This window comes from Streptomyces sp. NBC_00016 (assembly GCF_045040885.1).
GTDB lineage: Bacteria > Actinomycetota > Actinomycetes > Streptomycetales > Streptomycetaceae > Streptomyces > Streptomyces coriariae.
In genome coordinates this window covers 5,225,142-5,245,553 of the sequence record NZ_CP108304.1, presented here as the reverse complement: position 1 = coordinate 5,245,553, position 20,412 = coordinate 5,225,142, and the positions used below count along the sequence as shown (strand labels likewise).

At 72.2% G+C, this 20,412-nt stretch carries 15 protein-coding genes, 4 tRNA genes, 1 other RNA gene and 1 pseudogene; 10 read left to right on the top strand and 11 right to left on the bottom strand.

Annotation, left to right across the window (positions count from 1 at the left end):
• Positions 1-70 precede the first annotated feature (70 nt).
• Genes purL through purS form a run of 3 tightly spaced genes read right to left on the bottom strand, consistent with a single transcriptional unit; the run spans position 71 to position 3,275 of the window.
• Positions 71-2,329, bottom strand: a complete 2,259-nt coding sequence (purL, locus tag OG933_RS23270; RefSeq protein ID WP_405628770.1) for a phosphoribosylformylglycinamidine synthase subunit PurL — start codon at positions 2,327-2,329, stop codon at positions 71-73.
• Positions 2,326-3,006: a phosphoribosylformylglycinamidine synthase subunit PurQ gene (gene purQ / locus OG933_RS23265; protein ID WP_020131277.1), complete on the bottom strand. Its 681-nt coding sequence runs from the start codon at positions 3,004-3,006 to the stop codon at positions 2,326-2,328. Before purQ ends, purL begins: the two co-directional genes overlap by 4 nt.
• Positions 3,003-3,275, bottom strand: coding sequence for a phosphoribosylformylglycinamidine synthase subunit PurS (gene purS, locus OG933_RS23260; protein WP_020131278.1), 273 nt, complete (start codon positions 3,273-3,275; stop codon positions 3,003-3,005). The genes purQ and purS overlap by 4 nt, the downstream gene beginning before the upstream one ends.
• 363 nt (positions 3,276-3,638) lie before the next feature.
• On the opposite strand from purS, the gene OG933_RS23255 reads away from it, so the two are divergent.
• From OG933_RS23255 to OG933_RS23220, 8 genes are all read left to right on the top strand, one after another.
• Entirely contained in the window at positions 3,639-3,956 is a 318-nt protein-coding gene (locus tag OG933_RS23255; RefSeq protein ID WP_020131279.1) for an Lsr2 family protein, read from the top strand.
• 153 nt (positions 3,957-4,109) lie between these two features.
• Positions 4,110-4,181, top strand: a tRNA-Gly gene (locus OG933_RS23250).
• Between the two features lie 80 nt (positions 4,182-4,261).
• Positions 4,262-4,334, top strand: a tRNA-Gly gene (locus OG933_RS23245).
• A gap of 146 nt (positions 4,335-4,480) precedes the next feature.
• Positions 4,481-5,434 (top strand): ABC transporter ATP-binding protein, encoded by a 954-nt coding sequence (locus tag OG933_RS23240; RefSeq protein WP_405628767.1) that lies wholly within the window; start codon positions 4,481-4,483, stop codon positions 5,432-5,434.
• The gene (locus tag OG933_RS23235) at positions 5,431-6,246 is read left to right on the top strand and encodes an ABC transporter permease (RefSeq protein WP_362530168.1); all 816 of its coding nucleotides are present in this window, start codon (positions 5,431-5,433) and stop codon (positions 6,244-6,246) included. Before OG933_RS23240 ends, OG933_RS23235 begins: the two co-directional genes overlap by 4 nt.
• Positions 6,228-7,517: a sensor histidine kinase gene (locus OG933_RS23230; protein ID WP_405628766.1), complete on the top strand. Its 1,290-nt coding sequence runs from the start codon at positions 6,228-6,230 to the stop codon at positions 7,515-7,517. Before OG933_RS23235 ends, OG933_RS23230 begins: the two co-directional genes overlap by 19 nt.
• The gene (locus OG933_RS23225; protein ID WP_020131283.1) at positions 7,514-8,122 is read left to right on the top strand and encodes a response regulator transcription factor; all 609 of its coding nucleotides are present in this window, start codon (positions 7,514-7,516) and stop codon (positions 8,120-8,122) included. Before OG933_RS23230 ends, OG933_RS23225 begins: the two co-directional genes overlap by 4 nt.
• Before the next feature lie 23 nt (positions 8,123-8,145).
• Positions 8,146-8,221: transfer RNA gene (locus OG933_RS23220), tRNA-Gly, on the top strand.
• 37 nt (positions 8,222-8,258) lie between these two features.
• Here the strand turns inward: OG933_RS23220 and OG933_RS23215 are convergent.
• From OG933_RS23215 to ffs, 7 genes and pseudogenes are all read right to left on the bottom strand, one after another.
• The gene (locus tag OG933_RS23215) at positions 8,259-9,158 is read right to left on the bottom strand and encodes a phosphoribosylaminoimidazolesuccinocarboxamide synthase (protein ID WP_054242235.1); all 900 of its coding nucleotides are present in this window, start codon (positions 9,156-9,158) and stop codon (positions 8,259-8,261) included.
• Positions 9,159-9,251: 93 nt separating this feature from the next.
• Entirely contained in the window at positions 9,252-10,763 is a 1,512-nt protein-coding gene (locus OG933_RS23210) for a N,N-dimethylformamidase beta subunit family domain-containing protein (RefSeq protein WP_362530161.1), read from the bottom strand.
• A gap of 287 nt (positions 10,764-11,050) precedes the next feature.
• A complete protein-coding gene (locus tag OG933_RS23205) occupies positions 11,051-13,402 on the bottom strand; it encodes a hypothetical protein (RefSeq protein WP_405633482.1) in 2,352 nt (783 codons plus the stop codon).
• 335 nt (positions 13,403-13,737) lie between these two features.
• Positions 13,738-15,000, bottom strand: a complete 1,263-nt coding sequence (gene purD / locus OG933_RS23200) for a phosphoribosylamine--glycine ligase (protein WP_054242232.1) — start codon at positions 14,998-15,000, stop codon at positions 13,738-13,740.
• A 134-nt stretch (positions 15,001-15,134) separates the two neighbouring features.
• A complete protein-coding gene (locus tag OG933_RS23195; protein ID WP_405633722.1) occupies positions 15,135-15,752 on the bottom strand; it encodes a DNA polymerase III subunit gamma/tau in 618 nt (205 codons plus the stop codon).
• Between the two features lie 14 nt (positions 15,753-15,766).
• Positions 15,767-17,536, bottom strand: a pseudogene (locus tag OG933_RS23190) (DNA polymerase III subunit gamma and tau); the annotation flags it as partial.
• A gap of 40 nt (positions 17,537-17,576) precedes the next feature.
• Positions 17,577-17,675: signal recognition particle sRNA small type (gene ffs, locus OG933_RS23185), an RNA gene on the bottom strand.
• A 71-nt stretch (positions 17,676-17,746) separates the two neighbouring features.
• On the opposite strand from ffs, the gene OG933_RS23180 reads away from it, so the two are divergent.
• Positions 17,747-17,834: transfer RNA gene (locus OG933_RS23180), tRNA-Ser, on the top strand.
• A 420-nt stretch (positions 17,835-18,254) separates the two neighbouring features.
• Positions 18,255-18,476, top strand: coding sequence for a hypothetical protein (locus tag OG933_RS23175; RefSeq protein ID WP_028807083.1), 222 nt, complete (start codon positions 18,255-18,257; stop codon positions 18,474-18,476).
• Between the two features lie 365 nt (positions 18,477-18,841).
• Here the strand turns inward: OG933_RS23175 and OG933_RS23170 are convergent, their stop codons facing one another.
• Positions 18,842-20,179, bottom strand: a complete 1,338-nt coding sequence (locus tag OG933_RS23170) for a wax ester/triacylglycerol synthase domain-containing protein (RefSeq protein ID WP_405628764.1) — start codon at positions 20,177-20,179, stop codon at positions 18,842-18,844.
• Positions 20,180-20,412: the final 233 nt, after the last annotated feature.

The window sequence follows — 20,412 nt, the reverse complement described above, 5'->3', positions numbered from 1 at the left end:
GGCACGACGAAGGCCCCGCCCGTGGGAACGGACGAGGCCTTGACCGCCGTACGGATGCCGCGGGTGGTGCTTACGCGAGCAGCGCCGGGATGGTGTCCTCGTGAGCCTTGCGCAGCTCCTCCAGGGACAGCTCGAACTCACCCTGGAGCTCGACCGTGTCGCCGTCGACGACACCGATGCGGGTGACGGGCAGGCCGCGCGCCCCGCACATGTCGTTGAAACGCAGCTCCTCGGAGCGCGGGACGGCCACCACGGCACGGCCCGCCGACTCGGAGAACAGGAGGGTGAAGGCGTCGAGCCCGTCCGGTACGACCAGCCGCGCGCCCTTGCCGCCGAGCAGCGCCGACTCGACGACCGCCTGGATCAGACCGCCGTCGGACAGGTCGTGCGCGGCGTCGATCATGCCGTCGCGGGAGGCGGAGATCAGGATCTCGCCGAGCAGCCGCTCCCGCTCCAGGTCGACCTTCGGCGGCAGACCGCCCAGGTGGTCGTGGATGACCTGGGACCAGGCCGAACCGCCGAACTCCTCACGCGTGTCGCCGAGGAGGTAGAGCAGCTGGCCCTCCTCCTGGAAGGCGACGGGCGTGCGGCGCGCGACATCGTCGATCACACCGAGCACGGCCACCACCGGGGTCGGGTGGATGGCCACCTCGCCCGTCTGGTTGTAGAGGGAGACGTTGCCGCCGGTCACCGGGGTGCCCAGCTGCTGGCAGGCGTCCGCGAGGCCGCGGACGGCCTCCGCGAACTGCCACATCACCGCCGGGTCCTCGGGCGAGCCGAAGTTCAGGCAGTCGGAGACGGCGAGCGGCTTGGCGCCGGTCGTCGCCACGTTCCGGTAGGCCTCGGAGAGGGCCAGCTGCGCGCCCGCGTACGGGTCGAGCTTGGCGTACCGGCCGTTGCCGTCGGTCGCGATGGCGACGCCGAGGCCGGTCTCCTCGTCGATCCGGATCATGCCGGAGTCCTCGGGCTGCGCCAGGACGGTGTTGCCCTGCACGAAGTGGTCGTACTGCGAGGTGATCCACTTCTTGGACGCCTGGTTGGGCGAGGCGACCAGCTTGAGCACCTGGTCCTTGAGCTCGGCGCCGGTCGTGGGCCGGGCCAGCCGGTTCGCGTCGTCCGCCTGGAGAGCGTCCTGCCACTCCGGGCGGGCGTAGGGGCGCTCGTAGACCGGGCCGTCGTGGGCCACGGTCCGCGGGTCGACGTCGACGATCTTGCCGCCGTGCCAGAAGATCTCCAGCCGGTCGCCGTCGGTCACCTCACCGATGACGGTCGCGATGACGTCCCACTTGTCGCAGATCTCCAGGAACCGCTCGACCTTCGCCGGCTCGACGACCGCGCACATGCGCTCCTGCGACTCGCTCATGAGGATTTCCTCGGGCGAGAGCGTGGAGTCGCGCAGCGGCACGTCGTCCAGGGTGACGCGCATGCCGCCGGAGCCGTTGGAGGCCAGCTCGGACGTCGCACAGGACAGGCCGGCCGCGCCGAGGTCCTGGATGCCGACGACGAGCTTCTCCCGGAAGGCCTCCAGGGTGCACTCGATGAGCAGCTTCTCCTGGAAGGGGTCGCCGACCTGCACGGCCGGGCGCTTCGACGGCTTGGCGTCGTCGAAGGTCTCGGAGGCGAGGATCGACGCGCCGCCGATGCCGTCGCCGCCGGTCCTGGCCCCGTAGAGGATGACCTTGTTGCCGGCGCCGGAGGCCTTCGCGAGGTGGATGTCCTCGTGCCGCATCACACCGATGGCACCGGCGTTGACCAGCGGGTTGCCCTGGTAGCAGGCGTCGAAGACGACCTCGCCGCCGATGTTCGGCAGGCCCAGGCAGTTGCCGTAGCCGCCGATGCCGGCCACGACGCCCGGCAGGACGCGCTTGGTGTCGGGGTGGTCGGCGGCGCCGAAACGCAGCGGGTCCACGACCGCGACCGGACGCGCGCCCATCGCGATGATGTCGCGGACGATGCCGCCCACGCCCGTGGCAGCGCCCTGGTAGGGCTCGACGTACGAGGGGTGGTTGTGCGACTCGACCTTGAAGGTGACCGCGTAGCCCTGGCCGACGTCGACGACGCCCGCGTTCTCGCCGATGCCCACGAGCAGCGCGTCGGACTGGGGGGCCTTCTCACCGAACTGGCGGAGGTGGACCTTGGAGGACTTGTACGAGCAGTGCTCGGACCACATGACCGAGTACATGGCCAGCTCGGCGCCGGTCGGGCGGCGGCCGAGGATCTCGACCACGCGCTCGTACTCGTCCTTCTTCAGACCGAGTTCGGCCCAGGGCAGCTCGACGTCGGGGGTCTCGGCCGCGTGCTCGACCGTGTCCAGAGGCGTCCGGCTCATGCGTTGACCAGCTTCTTGAGGATCGAGGTGAAGAACGGGAGACCGTCGGTGCGGCCGGAGCCGACGAGGGGCTCGACGGCGTGCTCCGGGTGCGGCATGAGGCCCACGACGTTGCCGGCCTCGTTGGTGATGCCGGCGATGTCGCGGAGGCTGCCGTTGGGGTTGACGTCCAGGTAGCGGAAGACGACCCGGCCCTCGGCCTCGAGCTGGTCGAGGGTGCGCTCGTCGGCGACGTACCGGCCGTCCATGTTCTTCAGCGGGATGTGGATCTCCTGGCCCGCCTCGTAGTCGGCGGTCCAGGCGGTCTCCGCGTTCTCCACCCGCAGCTTCTGGTCGCGGCAGATGAAGTGGAGGTGGTCGTTGCCGAGCATCCCGCCGGGAAGCAGGTGGGCCTCCGTGAGGATCTGGAAGCCGTTGCAGATACCCAGGACCGGAAGACCGGCCTTCGCCTGCTCGATGACGGTCTCCATCACCGGCGAGAAGCGGGAGATGGCTCCGGCACGCAGATAGTCGCCGTAGGAGAAACCGCCGGGCAGCACCACGGCGTCCACCTGATGGAGGTTCTTGTCCTTGTGCCAGAGAGCGACGGGTTCGGCACCCGCGAGCCGGATCGCACGCTGAGTGTCCCGGTCGTCGAGGCTGCCCGGGAAAGTGACGACGCCAATACGAGCGGTCACTTCGCGGCTCCCGCGACTGCTTCTTCCGACTCGACCTTGACGGTGAAGTCCTCGATCACGGTGTTCGCGAGGAAGGATTCCGCAAGATCGTGGATGCGGGCGAGGGCGGCCTCGTCGACCGGCCCGTCAACTTCCAGTTCGAATCGCTTTCCCTGACGTACGTCGGAGATGCCTTCGAAACCCAGCCGCGGCAGTGCGCGCTGCACCGCCTGGCCCTGGGGGTCGAGGATCTCCGGCTTGAGCATGACGTCGACTACGACGCGTGCCACTGGCACTCCCGGTGGTGTGGTGCTGAGCAGGTGCCTGCGGGTGTCTCCAACAGGTGTCTTCAGACTACCCGTACAAAATTTCTACGCGGGTAGAGTTGTAGGAAACTACGTGAGCGCCATCACGATCGGGTATCGGACCAGTGCCTTGGCGAAAATTTCAGGGAAAGATCCGGGGTGCGCCGACGTTCCCTATTGCCCTGGGACACGCGGGCAGATTTAGTCGAGCTTCACATTGCAATGCCGGGCACTGTACAAATGAATTGTCAATAGCCGATACTTTGCCCCATAACAGGCGGACAGTCGACATCTCCGTGACGTCTTGGCACGTCATCGCAGAGGTGTCGCACGAAGGGACCGATATTCGTGGCGCAGAAGGTCGTGGTCACTCTCTTTGACGACATCGACGGCTCGGAAGCGGCGGAAACGATCGCCTTCGGGCTCGACGGCAAGTCGTACGAGATCGACCTGAATGAAGCCAATGCCAAGAAACTGCGTAAGGCTCTCGAGCCCTACGTCGACGCCGGCCGCAAGCGGTCGAGGTCCGGCAAGGCGTACAAGCAGACGGAGGTCGCTCCCGACCCCGCGGCCGTCCGGGCCTGGGCCCAGGCCAACAAGCTGGAGGTGCCGGCGCGCGGCCGCATCCCCAAGAAGGTCTACGAGGCGTTCGCCGACGCCCAGTGAGCCGCACCCGCTGATCGGCTCCCCGTGAGCCGCGGGCCGACGGCCGGTCACCGGCCCCTCGAACGTACCGACTTGCGCTGCACCCCTCCTGGTCAGCTAGAGTCTGGAGCACGCCGAGGGGCCAGGCCGAAAAGCCCAGCTCACGGAGTACACGCGGGTGTAGTTCAGTAGTAGAACATCCCCCTTCCAGGGGGAAGGCGCAGTGTGCGATCCCTGTCACCCGCTCTGCATGACCTGTCTGACCACTGCTGTGGATCAGGTAGGGTGGTGCTCGCGCCGATCGGTGAAAGCCGGTCGGAGGCAATGCGGACGTAGCTCAGTTGGTAGAGCGCAACCTTGCCAAGGTTGAGGTCGCGAGTTCGAGCCTCGTCGTCCGCTCGGGAATCAGACCCCGGTCCAATGGACCGGGGTCTTTTCGTGTGCCGTGAGCGGGTGCGTGACGCGAGCGGCCGTCTGACATTTGTCATACGGAGTGGTGACACCTCGCACTGCTGCCGGCCTCCGCCCACGGGGAGGCTTGAGGCATGGACACGAATGAACACGTGATCGAGGTCACCGACCTCCGGCGTGTGTACGGGGGCGGGTTCGAAGCGGTCCGTGGGATCTCCTTCCACGTCGACCGCGGTGAGATCTTCGCGCTGCTCGGCACCAACGGCGCCGGAAAGACATCGACGGTCGAGTTGCTGGAGGGGCTCGCCCGCCCCGACGGCGGGCGGATCAGGGTTCTCGGCCACGATCCGTACGCCGAGCGCGCCGCCGTCCGGCCGCGCACCGGCGTGATGCTCCAGGAGGGCGGCTTCCCCTCCGAGCTGACCGTCGCCGAGACCGCGCGCATGTGGGCCGGCTGTGTGAGCCGCGCCCGCCCGATCGGGGAGGCCCTGGCACTGGTCGGGCTCGCCGGGCGGGCCGACGTCCGGGTCAAGCAGTTGTCCGGCGGTGAGCGGCGGCGTCTCGACCTGGCGCTCGCCGTCCTCGGAGAACCCGAGGTGCTGTTCCTGGACGAGCCGACCACCGGTCTGGACGCCGAGGGCCGCCGGGACACCTGGGACCTGGTGCGCGCCCTGCGCGACGCCGGTACGACGGTGCTGCTGACCACGCACTACCTGGAAGAGGCGGAGAACCTCGCCGACCGGCTGGCCATCCTGCACAAGGGCCGTATCGCGGCCGCCGGGACACCCGCCGAGGTGACCGGCGCCCAGCCGTCCCGGATCACCTTCGAACTGCCCGAGGGGTACTTCGTGGGCGATCTGCCTCCGCTGGGCGAGCTGGGTGTGTGCGGTCACGAGGTCGACGGGCGCGTCGTACGGCTGCGCACCCGGGAGCTCCAGCGGACGGCGACCGGGCTCCTGGTGTGGGCCGAGCGGGCCCAGGTCGCGCTGCGCAGGCTGGATGTGCGGTCGGCCTCGTTGGAGGAGGCGTTCCTGGGGATCGCCCGGGAGGCGTCGAGGAACGACGAGACCGAGGAGGTCGCGGCATGAGCGGGGCATCGGTGAAGGACCCGGCCACCCGTGCGGTCGGCCGTGCGGTCACGACTCCCGCGAGCCGGATGGCCGCCCTCGCCCGCGCCGAGCTGACCCTGCTCGGGCGGAGCAGGAGCACGATCATCGCGGCCGTCTTCTTGCCGCTGGTGCTGCCGGTGAGCCTGGCGTCGGTGGTCGAGGACATGGACGTGGAGGACGTCGGGCTCAGCGTCGGCCTGGTGCTGCTGCCCGCCGCGATCGGCTTCTCGCTGCTGTTCGGGGTGTACTCGGCGCTGGCGGCCATCTACACCGCCCGGCGCGAGGAGCTGGTGCTGAAGCGGCTGCGTACCGGTGAGCTGCGGGATCCGGAGATCCTCGGCGGGGCGGCGCTGCCCGTCGTCGCCACGGGGCTGGTGCAGTCCCTGGTGCTGGTGGCCGGCTGCACGGTCCTGCTCGACGTGCCGGCCCCCAAGGCCCCTCATCTCGCCGTCCTGGGAGTGCTGTTGGGCCTGGTGATGTGCGCGGCGCTGGCGGCGGTCACGGCGGCGGTGACCCGGACCGTAGAGAGCGCACAGGTCACCACGATGCCCATGGTGCTCGTGTCGATGACCGGCTCCGGCGTGACCGTCCCCCTGGAACTGCTGCCCGACCGGCTCGCCTCCGTCTGCGAACTGCTGCCCCTGTCCCCGGTGATCACCCTGATACGCGGCGGCTGGACCGGAGGTCTGTCGGCGTACGAGGCCCTGGGCGCCCTGGCGACCGCGCTGGCCTGGACCCTGCTGGCGGTGTTTGCTGTACGCCGGTGGTTCCGATGGGAGCCCCGGCGCTGAGGTACGAGCGGCGCCGGGAGTACGGGGAGACGGGGGGCGTGCGGATGCGCAGGCCGTGGGGCTGGTGGGGGCGGAAGAGCACGCCCGCGAAGGTCGAGACATACACGCGGTGGTCGTTCCACTTCTTCGCCGTGGCCGAGTTCATGGCGGTGGGACTGCCGTTCACCGGCGGGCTGCGGACCGGCACGGGGTGGTGGCTGCCGGCGATGACGGTCGCGCACTGCGTCCTGAGCGCGGTGACGGCGTCACGGGCGCTGGACTGGACGCGCGGGCGCCGGCCGCAGCCCGTCCGGCTGCTGTGGGCCCTGGCCGCGGCCACCGCGGTCGTCGCCGTCACCGCGATCGGCATCGCGGAGCACGGTCCGGACCGCGAGGGCGTCGACACCGCCGCGGGCGGGGTCTTCGGAGTCGTCCTGGTCTTCGGGGCCGGCTTCACCGCGCTCGGCGTGCGCAGACGACGACGGGTGCTCGCGGTCGTCGCCGGCTTCGCGCTGGGCGCCGGGATCGTGGCGTTCCCGGTCGGGCTGCCCGGACCGGCCACTCTGGCGACGATGACCGCGGTGTTCATCGGCGGCGGATTCCTCGCCTTCACCTCCGTCTTCTCCGTGTGGCTGCTCGACGCCGTCTACCGGCTCGACGAGGCCCGTGACACCCGGGCCCGGCTCGCCGTCGCCGAGGAGCGGCTCCGGTTCGGGCGGGATCTGCACGACGTGATGGGCCGGAATCTGGCGGTGATCGCCCTGAAGAGCGAGCTGGCCGTGCAACTGGCCCGACGGGGACGACCGGACGCCGTGGAGCAGATGATCGAGGTGCAGCGCATCGCGCAGGAGTCGCAGCGCGAGGTGCGCGCTGTCGTACGCGGATACCGGGAGGCCGACCTGGGCGTCGAACTCGCGGGCGCGCAGGGGGTGCTGAAGGCGGCGGGGATCGCGTGCGCGGTGACCGGGGAGACCGGCGGGCTGTCCGCCGAGGTGCAGTCCGCGCTCGCCTGGGTGGTGCGCGAGACCACCACCAACGTGCTCCGGCACGGAAACGCCGGCCGATGCTCGGTCGCGTTGCACAGGACGGAGGGGCACGTGGTGCTGACGGTGGAGAACGACGGCGCGGGGCCCACCGGCGCCGGCGGCGGTTCGGGACTCGCCGGGCTGCGGGAGCGGTTGCGGGGCGTCGACGGGACGCTGGAGGCGGGCTTCGCCGAGGCGGGCGTCTTCCGGGTCGTCGCCGAGGTTCCGTCGAGCGGAAAGGCTGCTGTGAGAGAGGTCGCTTCATGACCGTGCGAGTGCTGCTCGCCGACGACGAACATCTCATCCGGGGTGCGCTGGCCGCGCTGCTCTCCCTGGAGGACGACCTGGTGATCGTCGCCGAGGCGGCCACCGGGCCGGAGGCGCTGGCGATGGCGCTGGCCCACCGGCCCGACGTCGCCGTCCTGGATCTGCAGATGCCGGGCACCGACGGTGTGAACGTCGCCACATCCCTGCGCACCGAACTGCCGGAGTGCCAGGCACTGATCGTCACCAGCCACGGCCGGCCCGGGCATCTCAAGCGGGCGCTCGCTGCCGGTGTGCGGGGGTTCGTCCCCAAGACGGTGAGCGCGCAGCGGCTCGCGGAGATCATCCGTACCGTGCACGCCGGGAACCGGTACGTCGACCCGGAGTTGGCCGCCGACGCGATCGCCGCCGGTGACTCCCCGCTGACCTCGCGTGAGACGGAGGTTCTCGAACTCGCCGCCGACGGGGCGCCCGTCGCGGAGATCGCCGAGCGGGCCGCGCTGTCCCAGGGGACCGTACGGAACTATCTGTCGTCGGCCGTCTCCAAGCTCGGGGCGGAGAACCGGCACGCCGCCGTGCGGCTCGCCCGGGAGCGGGGTTGGGTATAGTTGGCCTCGCGCCACGGCGCACTGCGGACGTAGCTCAGTTGGTAGAGCGCAACCTTGCCAAGGTTGAGGTCGCGAGTTCGAGCCTCGTCGTCCGCTCCATCGCAAAGGCCCCGGTCATCGACCGGGGCCTTTCGCGTCAGGCCCAGCCGATGCCCGTCAGGCGCTCGTAGGCCTCGATGTACTTCGCGCGGGTCGCGTCCACGATGTGCTGCGGCAGGGGCGGCGGGGGCTGCTCGCTCGCCCGGTCCCAGCCGGACTCGGCCGAGGTCAGCCAGTCCCGCACGAACTGCTTGTCGTACGAGGGCTGCGCGCGGCCGGGCTGCCACTGGTCGGCCGGCCAGAAGCGGGAGGAGTCCGGGGTGAGGACCTCGTCGGCGATGACCAGGTTCTCGCCCTCGAAGCCGAACTCGAACTTGGTGTCGGCGAGGATGATGCCCCGGTCGCGGGCGATGTCGCGGGCGCGGCCGTAGACGGCGAGGGTCGCCTGGCGGAGCTGGGCCGCGGTGTCGGCACCGACCTGACGGGCCACCTCCTCGTAGGAGACGTTCTCGTCGTGCTCACCGACGGCGGCCTTGGTCGCCGGGGTGAAGATCGGCGCGGGGAGTTCGCTGCCGTCGACCAGGCCCTCGGGGAGGGCGAGGCCGCAGACCGTGCGGGACTCCTTGTACTCGGCGAGGCCCGAGCCGGTGAGGTAGCCGCGGGCCACGCACTCCACGGGGATCATCCGGAGCGACTTGCAGACCAGGGTGCGGCCGGCCCAGTCGGCGGGGGCGCCGGCCGGCAGTTCCGTGCTCAGGACGTGGTTCGGGACCAGGTCGCGGAGCTGGTCGAACCACCACAGGGAGAGCTGGGTGAGGACACGGCCCTTGTCGGGGATCTCGGTCGGCAGCACCCAGTCGAAGGCGGAGGTGCGGTCGCTGGCGACCATCACGAGGTCGCCCGCCTCGTTCTGGTACAGCTCGCGCACCTTGCCGGTGTGCAGATGCACCAGACCCGGCACCTGGAGGGGCTCGGGCTTTTCTACGAATCCGGACACGGTTCCTCCCCGTGGTTCTGTCCTAGTGGGTCGATTGTCCCGTACATCGGGATCGATCAAGGACAGCGGGTGGCGCGAGCGGGCGTACGCGCGTCAGTCGCGTTTGCAGATGCGGTCCAGGAGGTTGGCCGTGGCGCGTTGGACGCGGGGGTCCACATGGCCGGGGCGGTCCAGCGCCGGGGACCAGGCGAAGGTGCCGGAGGCGAAGACCAGGGCGCCGGAGGGGGCCCGGTAGAGGGAGGTCTCCTGGTGGCGGAGGACGCCCTCGCTGTCGGCGTACGGGGAGTGGGCGAGGAGTATGCGGTCCTCGTGGGGCGGGAGCGGGGTGCGCGGGAAGTAGCGGTCGGCCTCGCCCGCTACCAGGTCCTCGATGCCGTCGCCGTCGCCCGCGCCGGTCGCCTCCCACAGCCAGTGGTCGGCGTTGCGGACGATCAGCGGATGCGGCTCGGGCACCCGGCCCGCGTACTGGATGCCGACCAACTGCTGCTCGGCGCGGTCGATCTCCCGCCACAGGACGGATTTACCGGGCCCCTTGCGCTTGCGGCAGGTCAGCAGGCGGCTGGGGACTCCGGACGGGGAGGGACCCAACTCCACCTGCCAGTAGAGGGAGTTGGCGGACAGGAAGACCAGTGAGGTGCCGCTGTCGCGGGCGAGCTCCACGGTGCGGCGCATGCTCGTCGACCAGTACTCGTCGTGGCCGGGGAAGACCAGGCCGCGGTAGCGGGTGGGGTCGATGTGACCGCCGTGCAGGTCGCGGGCGTCGGCGTAGGCGAGGTCGTAGCCGTAGCGCTCGGCCCAGCGGATGAAGTCGTAGGCGTGGCCGACATGCAGGGGCAGGCCCGCGCCGGCGTACGGGCGGTCGAAGGAGACCGTGGTCGCGGCGTCGGCCTCGCCGAGGAGACGGCCGTCCTCGTCCCACGCGTGGTAGAGGCTGGCGCCGCTGCGGCCGTCCTCGGGGTAGAGGTTGTAGGCCTGCCAGGTGACGTCGGGCAACAGCAGGAGCAGATCGGCGCGGTGATGGTCGCGGACCGTGAACGGGACGTGGGAGCGGTAGCCGTCGACGGTGGTGAGGACGGCCACGTACGCGCCGACGTTCCAGTACGACGGGACCTGTAAGCGCCAGGAGAGCCACCAGTGGTGGCAGGAGACCGTACGGTCGGCGGTCAGCGGCGGGGGCTGGACGATGCCGGAGAGGCGCGGGCTGGTGGTGATCTTGGCGGCGCCGTCGCCGTCGTAGTGGCCGATGCGGTAGACGTCGACGCTGAATTCCTGGGGCGGGTCGACCGTGATGTGGAAGTCGACCGCCTCGCCGGGGGCGACCGCGCCGGTGGAGACGAAGCCCTTGATCTGGCGGCGCACGTCGTCGGCCGAGCGGGGGCCGCCGGCCGAGGGCTCGGTGCGGGGGGCCGGGACGCGGAGACCGCCCCGGGCGGGGGCGGGGGCCGCGTCCACGTACCAGGGGACGACCTGGCCGGTGTCGTCGAAGTACGTCTCGCTGCCGCGCAGCCACGGGACGGGGCCCTGTCCGAAGGGGTCCGTCACGGCGTGGGCCAGTGCTCCCGACTCCCATCGGCGGATGTGTTCCGGTCCTGGTCCGGGTCCCATGGTGCTCCCCTCCCTTGTGCCCCCGTGCTGGTTCGTGCGTACGCCGTACGTGACCGCCCTGCGCGTTTGTCCTATGTCGCAAGCCCTTGCCATGGGCCCGATCGGTCCCAGCACATCACATAACGCGCGCAGGCAGTCACTATTCGTTGCGAATTGGCCGAAAGTGGAATATAGAGCTCCGCTAGGGCTTGGTCGGTGGGGCGCCGGGGGTTGCCGAGGGGGCGGCTGGGGTCGGCTGGGGTCGGCTGGAGGCGGACGGCACGGGCAGCGTCGGTGCTTCGGGGCGCTCAGCCGAGCCGTACCGGCTTCTCCGGGCGTATCCCGAACTCCACCAGCCAGGTGCGCAGGGGGACCGCGTCGCCGTCCTCGACGAGGCTGAGCACCCGGGGCGCCAGGTCGGCCACGCGCTCGCCGTCGACCAGGAGGGTCGGGCCGTCGAGCCAGTCGAGCCCCGGAACGGCGCCGACGGTGTCCATCGCGGCGCAACAGACCATCGCCGTGACGTGATCGGCCAGGAGCTCCCGGTCGGTGCGCGGCGGCTGGAGGGGGAACAGGGGGAGCGCGTCCTGGTCCCACAGGGCCATGTCGGGGCCCTGCCCGGGCGCCGCAGGACCGGACGGGGCGGGGGGCGCCGCCGCCGCTGCTGCGGCCTCCTCCCGCCCCAGCTCGGCACCGATCCCGGCGGCGAGGGCCGCGCTGCGGGGGTTCGGAGGCAAGAGCTCCTCGTCCTCGGCGAGGTAGACGGGTTCGGGGGCCGGGAGGCGGGCCGCTGTGACGGGAGCGGGGGCGGAGGCTGTGCCGGGAGCAGCGGCGGGTCGGGCGCCCGGAGCGAGGTCCGGGCTCGGAGCGAGGTCCGGGCTCGGAGCGAGGTCCGGGCTCGGAGCGAGGTCCGGGCTCGGGTCCTGGCCGGGGTTCGGGTTCGGGTTCGGGTTCGGGTCCTGGCCGGGGTTCGGGACGGTGGCCCGGTCGGCCGAGGTGGGGACGGCGGCGGGGGCAGGGGTGGCCGTCGGGCCGGCGGAGGCCGTCGGGCCGGCGGAGGCCGTCGGGGCGGCGGAGGCCGTCGGGCGTGCCAGGTCGGTCGGGTCCGCCGGGTCCGCCAAGTCGGTCGGCTCCGTCGGGTCCGCCCGGTCCGCCACGACCGTCAGGTCGGTCCGGTCCGTCAGGTCCGTCGGCTCCGTCGGGTCCGTCGGGTCCGTCAGGTCCGTCGGCTCCCTCGGGTCCGCCAAGTCGGTCGAGTCCGTCGAGTCCGTCGGGTCCGTCGGGTCCGCCAGGACCGTCAGGTCGGTCGAGTCCGTCGGGTCCGTCGGTTGGGGGCCCTCCGGGGCGGTGGGTCTGTCCGTCAGGTGGTCCAGGACTCGGGCCAGCGTGGGGCTGTTGTGGCCGTGGGGGCCGCCGGAGTGGGCGGTGCCGGTCGGGTCGCAGGTGCGGCGGACGCCGAGGGTGTCGAGGACCCGGTGGAGCCGGGCCGCGTCGGTGCGCCACTTACGGTCGACCACCTCGTCCGGGTAGTCCTCCCAGGCCACCGGTGACCAGTCCGGGCCCGGATCCGCGGGGCCGCCGTGGAAGAGGCGGGCGGCGAGCAGCGAGGCGGCCTCGTCGATCGTGCCGGGCTCTTCGAGCAGGTCGCAGGCGGGGCGCTCGCCGAGCCGGGAGGCGAACCCCTCGGCCAGCCGGTCGCGCCGGGACAGCTCGGTGAGGGCGGCGACGACGCCCGCGTCCAGCCGGGAGGGCCAGCGGCCCATCCGCCAGGCGGGCAGCGCAACCCGCGTCAGGAGACGGTCCCAGCCCGCGTAGGCCAGGCCCACCTGCTCCTGGGCGACGATGCGCAGCCCGTAATCCACAGCCTGTGCACGCTCTGAGGCCGCGGCGGCGACACCCCGCTCCATCTCCCCGGCGTGGATCTGACAGCCGCGCAGCATCAGGCGGGCGGCCCAGCCGATGACCGAGCAGGCCGGGCGCAACACGGGATACCGGTCGCCCCGGTAGGCACTGACGGCCACCGCGGCGTCCAGCCCGCGCACGAAGCGCCGGGCCGCGGCTATGTCGGGGTGCGCCGAAGGGCCCGTACCGGCGACGACCGGGGCCAGCACGGCGCGCAGCTCGCCCACGCGCATCCACCACAGGAACGGGGAGCCGATGACGAGCACCGGTGACGCTCCCGTACGACGGTGGAGGGGGCCGTGGGAGCCGCCCGGGCCGGCTATCTCGTCACCGCCGCGGGACGGCGACGGGCTGTGGGCCGGGTGCGTGCGGTCCTCCAGCCAGCTGTCGCAGTCCGGAGTGAGCGCTATCGCGGAGGGCGCGGGAACGTCGAGTCGGTCGGCGAGGTCCCGGACCAGCCGGTACAGATCGGGGGCCGCCTCCTCGGCGACGGCGACCGTGGGGCTGACCGCGGGGCGCGCGCGGGCGACGACCAGGCCGATGACGCCGGCGGCCAGCAGTACGACCAACGCGACGACGGACACCGTCCAGCGGGCGGCGTCCCATCCCGGGCCCACGAAGTGCCCGGTGGAAACGCCCGCCAGCAGGATCACCGCGGCGGCCGCGGGCAGCAGCGCGACGGCGAGCGCCCGGCTGCGGATGCGTAGCACCGCCAGTGCCCGGGCCCGCGCGGCCTGCGCGCCCATCTCCACTCCCATACCGGTCACGACCGGACCTCACCCCCTCCCTACGGTCCTGTTTCCCCCGGCTGTCTTCGCAGTGGTCACTCCCCCACTGTGGCACCGACCACCGACATCGCAATGCCGGTGGGCCAAGTGCCGGAACGAGGACCGGAACGCTTGCGCCGCACCCTAGTTGGCGCTCCGGCCCACGTCAGCCGGATAGCTCAGCGCTCACACGATGGAATGGCTTTGGGGAAAGGTGGATGACGGTGGGCAACGATCAGGCCCCGGGTTCCATGGGTCCTCCGTGCGGAGTTCCATGGTGGCCCGGGGCCTGGGAGATCCCTGCTGATGCCTGCCGCGGCGGGTGCCTACGCGCCGGCCGCCGCCTTCGCGGCGATGTCCGTACGGTGCTGCGAACCGTCGAGCCCGATGCGGCCGACCGCCTGGTACGCGCGCTCGCGGGCCTCCGTGAGGTCCGTGCCGGTCGCGGTGACGGACAGTACGCGCCCGCCGGCGCTGACGACCGTGTCGCGGTCGTCACCGTCGTACTTCGTCCCGGCGTGCAGGACGTACGCGTGCGGGGCGTCCTCGGCGGCCACCTCGGCGAGGCCGGAGATCGGGTCGCCGGTGCGCGGGGTGCCGGGGTAGTTGTGCGAGGCGATGACGACGGTGACGGCCGCGTCCTCGCTCCAGCGCAGGGCCGGCAGGTCGGCGAGGTCACCGGTGGCGGCCGCCTTGAGGACACCGGCCAGCGGGGTCTTCAGCCGGGCCAGGACGACCTGGGTCTCGGGGTCGCCGAAACGGGCGTTGAACTCGATGACCCGGACACCGCGGCTGGTGATCGCGAGGCCCGCGTAGAGCAGTCCGGAGAAGGGGGTGCCGCGGTGGCGCATCTCGTCGACGGTCGGCTGGAGAACCGTCTCCAGGACCTCGTCCACCAGCTTCGGGTCGGCCCAGGGCAGCGGCGAGTAGGCACCCATGCCGCCCGTGTTGGGGCCCTCGTCGCCGTCGAGCGCGCGCTTGAAGTCCTGGGCGGGCTGGAGCGGGACGACGCTCACGCCGTCGGTGATCGCGAAGAGGGAGACCTCCGGGCCGTCGAGGAACTCCTCGATGACGACGCGCTCACAGCCGGCCGCGTGCGCCGCGGCGGCCTCCAGGTCGTCGGTGACGACGACGCCCTTGCCGGCGGCCAGACCGTCGTCCTTGACGACGTACGGCGCGCCGAAGGCGTCGAGGGCCTCGGCGACCTCCTCGGGGGTGGTGCAGACGTAGGAGCGGGAGGTCGGCACGCCGGCCGCGGCCATCACGTCCTTGGCGAACGCCTTGGAGCCCTCGAGCTGCGCGGCCTCCTTGGAGGGGCCGAACACCGGGATGCCCGCGTCGCGCACGGCGTCGGCGACCCCGGCGACCAGCGGCGCCTCCGGGCCGACGATGACCAGCTCGGCGCCCAGTTCGACGGCCAGCGCCGACACGGCCTCGCCGTCCAGGGCGTCGACCCGGCGCAGCTCGGCGACCTCGGCGATGCCGGCGTTGCCGGGAGCGCAGTACAGCGCGGTGACGGCGGGGTCGAGGGACAGTGAGCGGCACAGGGCGTGTTCGCGGGCGCCGCTGCCGATGACGAGGACGTTCACGGGGGTCAGCCTAACGGGCGGGGGCGGGGGTGTTTTGTGCGGGCTTCCGAAAGCCGGGAGGCGGGGATGTCGTGCGTTCCTCCAAGCGGCAGGGCGTGGGGAGGGCGCCGCCGGGGACGTCCGTGTCGCACCCCCTACTCGTTGGTGAACTCCTCGACCACCGTCGCTCCGAGCTCGCGCACGATCAGTTCGTAGCCGGAGAGGGCCGACTCGTTGAGGTCGGGGTCGTCGTCCTCGGGGGTGTCGTCCTCCGGAGCCACCGGTTCCGGGGCGGGCGGACGGGACGGTGCCGGTGCGGACGCCGCGTGGGCGTGCGCCGACGCCGACGACGACGCGTGCTGGGCCGGGGCTGCGGGAGCCGCCGGCGCCTGGGTCGGGGCCGCGCCCGACGGGGCCGTCGAACCGCCGCCACCGCCGTAGCCACCGGGGCCGCTGTGACCCCCGGGGCTGCCGTAGCCGCCGGGCGCACCGCCTCCGCCGCCACCGAGGCCGCCGGCCGGCGGGGGCCCCGAGCCGCCGGACGGGTCGATGACCGCGTCGATCTTCCACTGGACGCTGAACTGCTCAGCCAGCGCCTGCCGCAGCACGTCCTCGCTGCCGCTGCTCGTGAAGTTGTCGCGGGCGCCGGCGTTGACGAAGCCGAGCTGGAGGGTCGTGCCGTCGAAGCCCGCCACATGGGCGTTCTGGCTGAGCAGGATCCAGGTGAAGCGACGGCGGTTCTTGACCGCCTCCAGGATGTTCGGCCAGAGCATGCGGGGGTCGAGGCCGCCGGAGGGCGGCGCGTACCCGCCGGGCGCGGGCGCCGGGGTAACTGCCGGGGCCGGGGCCGGGGGACCGGCCGAGGCGGCGGGGGCGGAAGCGGGGGCCGGCGTCGCCGGGGGCCGCCGCCGCCGCCCGCGGGCGCGGCCGTGGGCCAGCCGCCGGGGCGGCGCCCGCTGCCCGCCGCGGTGGCGGTGGGCCAGGCACCGGGGGCGGGCTGGGCAGGAGCCTGGGGGCTCGCGGCCGGCACCTCCTCCACCGGCGGGGCGGAGGCCGCGACGGGGGCGGGAGCGGGAGCGGAGGTGTGCGCCGGGGCGGGCGGGGCGGCCGGAGGCTGGGCGGGCGCGGGCGCGGGCGGCACGGCAGGCGCGGCCGACCGGTCCGGTGCCTGACCCGGTACGGGACCCTGCCCCGGGCCCGGACCCCGTACCGCGGCGCGGGCGGCGGCCGCCCCGCCACCGGGCGGCATCGGTGCGCCCCCGGACAGGGGCGCACCGGCGTGCGCCTCAGGGCCGGGCACGTAACCCATCGCCGGCATCGCGGGCGCACCGTGCGCCGCGCCCTGCGCACCGCCGCCCGGCGAGAAGTTCACGCCACGCTCGATGCGGTCGAGCCTGGCCATGACGGAGCGTTCGTCGCCGTAGGCGGCGGGCAGCATCACGCGCGCGCAGATCAGCTCGAGCTGGAGACGGGGTGAGGTGGCGCCCCGCATCTCCGTCAGCCCCTCGTTGACGAGGTCGGCGGCGCGGCTCAGCTCCGCGGCGCCGAAGACGCCGGCCTGGGCCTGCATGCGCTCGATCACGTCGGCGGGGGCGTCGATGAGCCCCTTGTCGGCCGCGTCCGGCACGGCGGCGAGGATGACGAGGTCCCGGAGCCGCTCCAGCAGGTCGGCGACGAAGCGGCGGGGGTCGTTGCCCCCCTCGATGATCCGGTCGACCACCTCGAAGGCGGCGGCGCCGTCACCGGTGGCGAAGGCCTCGACGACGGAGTCGAGCAGCGAGCTGTCCGTGTACCCGAGCAGGGAGGTGGCCATGGCGTACGTCACACCCGCGTCGCTCGCGCCGGCGAGCAGCTGGTCCATGACGGACATGGAGTCACGCACGGAACCCGCGCCGGAGCGCACGACCAGCGGCAGCACGCCCTCCTCGACGGGGATGGCCTCCTGCCCGCAGACCTCGCCCAGGTAGTCCCGCAGCGTCCCCGGCGGCACGAGCCGGAACGGGTAGTGGTGGGTCCGCGACCGGATGGTCCCGATGACCTTCTCCGGCTCGGTGGTCGCGAAGATGAACTTCAGATGCTCCGGCGGCTCCTCGACGACCTTGAGGAGCGCGTTGAAACCGGCCGGCGTGACCATGTGGGCCTCGTCGATGATGTAGATCTTGTACCGGCTGCGGGCGGGCCCGAAGAACGCCTTCTCCCGCAGGTCACGGGCGTCGTCCACACCACCGTGCGAAGCCGCGTCGATCTCGATGACGTCGATGGACCCCGGGCCGTTCCTGGCGAGGTCCTTGCACGACTCGCACTCCCCGCACGGGGTCGGGGTGGGCCCCTGCTCGCAGTTCAGGCACCGGGCCAGGATCCGCGCGCTGGTGGTCTTCCCGCACCCACGCGGCCCGCTGAACAGGTACGCGTGATTGACCCGGTTGTTCCGCAGCGCCTGCTGCAAGGGGCCGGTGACATGCTCCTGCCCGATGACCTCGGCGAACGACTCCGGGCGATAGCGGCGGTACAGCGCGAGAGACGACACGCTTACGAGGTTATAGGCGACCGCTGACATCGGGTCCCACGCGCGGACCCGGCACCCGGCCCCCACCGCACACGCAAGCGCCCCCCACGCACCCGCCAGAGCCGACCTACCCTTGCTGCCTTCCGGCCCTGGGGGAGTTCAGTCAGATAGCGCCGCGTGAGGGGCTGCGCACAGGCTACAGGATCTGAGCGGGGGGAACGAGTTCGCGAGCACTCCTCAACGTCTTGTATTGTTTGCCGCGGAGGATTCGCCTAGTGGCCTAGGGCGCACGCTTGGAAAGCGTGTTGGGGGCAACCCCTCACGAGTTCGAATCTCGTATCCTCCGCCAGTGCCTCACCGGGCACGAAGTCGAAGGGCCCCACCGTTCGCGGTGGGGCCCTTCGACTTTGCCCGTCCCGACCGTCCGTCTCGGATGCCGTCGTCGGATGCCGTCCTCGCACGGCGTCCTCGCACGGCGTCTCGTTCGACGGTCCGGGAACATCCGGTGGGGCCGCCCGCGACGCTGTGCGTCATGCTCATGATCCTGAGCCCGATTCTCGCGACCAGCTGAGGTGGAGCGGGTTTCCGAAGGTAACGGTCTGTGGTGGGGTCCCGTGGGCGCTTCGGCGGGCTCATCGGCGAAGCACCAGGTCAGAGGCGCGTGACTGCCCGTGTTCCGGCCGAAGTGATGATCGCTGTCCGGGTCTGTGACGAACAGCGGAGAAAGACGGCCGCTACGAGTGGCCCATGCAGGCCCATACTGGAGGCAATGACAAAGCCATCGGCACCGAAGCGCTACTTGCCCACCAGTCCCTTCAAGGCCCCGGCCGCGCCGTCCCCGAAGCACTTCGAGGTGGGCGACCAGGTCACGCACGACATGTACGGCCTCGGCCGCGTGATCGGCATCGAGGACGGAATCGCGGCCCTCGTGGATTTCGGTTCGGCGCAAATGCGGATCCTGAGCCCGTACACCAAGATGAGCAAGCTGTAGGACCGCTGTGCCCGGTCACGGCACGCCAGGTCCGTTCACGGCCCTGTAACGAATGGGAGACCTCTCATCGACCCGACCTCGCTGTTCTCCGCTCCGGAAGGGGCGACTCGCTATGCCACCGCGGCATCGCCGCCTCCGACGACCAACCCCTTCCAGGCCCCGGACTTCGGGGAGGACGAGATCTTCCTGATCGAGGATGCGCAGGCATCCCTCTCCGGCACGGGTGCGGCTCGACGCCAGGCGAGCTAGCTCCGGCCGGTGACCGTGGCCTCGCAGCCCGCGGCCGCACGCCGTCCCGGTTCCGCGCATGCCGAAGGGCCCCACCGTTCGCTGTGGGGCCCTTCGACATGCGCGGAACCGGCGGGTCAGCGAGCCCCTTCGGCGAGCAGCGTCAGCTCGTCGAGGAACGCCTCCGCCAGCAGGCCGGCGTCCTCGCTGCCCGAGTTGGTGGCGACGCTCAGCGTGTGGCCCTTGGTGCAGCCGCCCAGCGCGAAGGTGACCGTGTCGGCCGGAGGCACCATGGGGACGATCGTGAGGTGGCGCAGCGGCCGTCCGGCCAGGGTCTGGCCCTGCTCGCGCAGATGGACGTAGGAGCAGGCCGCCGGCGCGTACGCGGGCGCGAAGATCTTTCCGCCGGCCAGCGCCAGGGTCGCCCCGGGAACCGCCGCGAGCGTGCCCTCGACCAGCTTCTCGGCGGTGCGCCGGGGGCGGGTCACGGTGGTCAGCAGGCCGGTGCACGCGGTCAGGCGGGCCGCCGGGTCGGCGAGGGTCACCGGCGCGGGGACCCGGACGTTGGCGAACGCGTTGCCGAGGAACTCACCGCAGTCGTCGGGCCGTTCGTCGACCGGGACCGACAGCCACACCTGCCGCACATCCGGATCCCGGTCACCGCCGCCGGAACCGGAGGCGCGACCGGGGTCGGCGGCGGCGGCGGAACCGGTGGCCGAAGCCGCAAGGCAGGCGCGCAGGACTCCGGAGACCGTCGCCAGGAACACCTCGTTGGTGGTCGCCGGGCGGGAGGCGCCCGCCGCTCCCACGGAGACGGCCGCGCGCGCGGCCCGCAGGACGTCGGCGCGCAGCCGTACGACGGTGTACGCGGGCTCCCGCGGGCCCCGGTGCGGCAGCGGCACCGCGCGGCCCGTGGTCAGCAGCCCCGGCGGGCCGCCCCCCGTCGGGCCGGGGCCGACCGTCCGTCGCCGGGGACCGGGCACCGCCAGGGACGCGGCCCCGTCCAGCGGCCCGCCGTCGTCGAAGAGGGCGCGCAGCAGGGTCGTCAGGGAACGGCCGTCGAGCAGGCTGTGGTGCATCCGGAACAGCAGGGAGAACTCCCCCTCCGTCGCCCCGCGCAGCAGGTGGAGGCTCCAGGGCGGCCGGTCGGCCGGGAACGGGGTGTGGAACCACTGCCGGACCGCGTCCCGGAGGGTGAGGTCCGCGCTGTCGATCTGCCGGGCCAGGTCGTGGCCGTCCCGCCGCGCCCAGCGGTGCCGGCCCGTCCACCAGGCCAGGCCCGTCCGGGCGCCGCCGGGAGCGACCAGGGTCTGGGTGAGCCTGGGCAGCGCCTTCCAGCGTTCCTCCACCAACGCCCGCAGCTCGTCCAACGACGGTGGGGCGCCCGCGAGGTCCAGGGCGATCCCGGCGTTGGGCGGGCCGAACGGCCAGCGGGCCATCCCCTCTTCCATCAAGGGCAGATGCGATCCGGGCATGAGACTGCTCCTGTCGTGGGCCGTCCGTGCCGTGGGCCGGTCCTGTCGTGGGCCGGCTGCTGACGGACGACGTCCTGTACCCCCAACGGCCGATCGGACCGGCGGTCACGTCCGCCGCGTCACCGGCGGCCTCGCCAGGTACCCCTCAGGTGTTCCGCAGGTGTCAACGCGCGGCCGTGGAGGCTCCCTGATGGGGTGACACTGCCGCAGGTTTGCGGTCACGAACGGTGTCC

Excerpts from the sequence above, each read along its gene's own strand:
- purL (WP_405628770.1), bottom strand. The coding sequence starts at position 2,329 with ATGAGCCGGACGCCTCTGGACACGGTCGAGCACGCGGCCGAGACCCCC.
- OG933_RS23240 (WP_405628767.1), top strand. The coding sequence starts at position 4,481 with ATGGACACGAATGAACACGTGATCGAGGTCACCGACCTCCGGCGTGTG.
- OG933_RS23235 (WP_362530168.1), top strand. The coding sequence starts at position 5,431 with ATGAGCGGGGCATCGGTGAAGGACCCGGCCACCCGTGCGGTCGGCCGT.
- OG933_RS23230 (WP_405628766.1), top strand. The coding sequence starts at position 6,228 with ATGGGAGCCCCGGCGCTGAGGTACGAGCGGCGCCGGGAGTACGGGGAG.
- OG933_RS23225 (WP_020131283.1), top strand. The coding sequence starts at position 7,514 with ATGACCGTGCGAGTGCTGCTCGCCGACGACGAACATCTCATCCGGGGT.
- OG933_RS23210 (WP_362530161.1), bottom strand. The coding sequence starts at position 10,763 with ATGGGACCCGGACCAGGACCGGAACACATCCGCCGATGGGAGTCGGGA.
- OG933_RS23205 (WP_405633482.1), bottom strand. The coding sequence starts at position 13,402 with ATGGGAGTGGAGATGGGCGCGCAGGCCGCGCGGGCCCGGGCACTGGCG.
- OG933_RS23195 (WP_405633722.1), bottom strand. The coding sequence starts at position 15,752 with ATGCTCTGGCCGAACATCCTGGAGGCGGTCAAGAACCGCCGTCGCTTC.
- OG933_RS23175 (WP_028807083.1), top strand. The coding sequence starts at position 18,255 with ATGACAAAGCCATCGGCACCGAAGCGCTACTTGCCCACCAGTCCCTTC.
- OG933_RS23170 (WP_405628764.1), bottom strand. The coding sequence starts at position 20,179 with ATGCCCGGATCGCATCTGCCCTTGATGGAAGAGGGGATGGCCCGCTGG.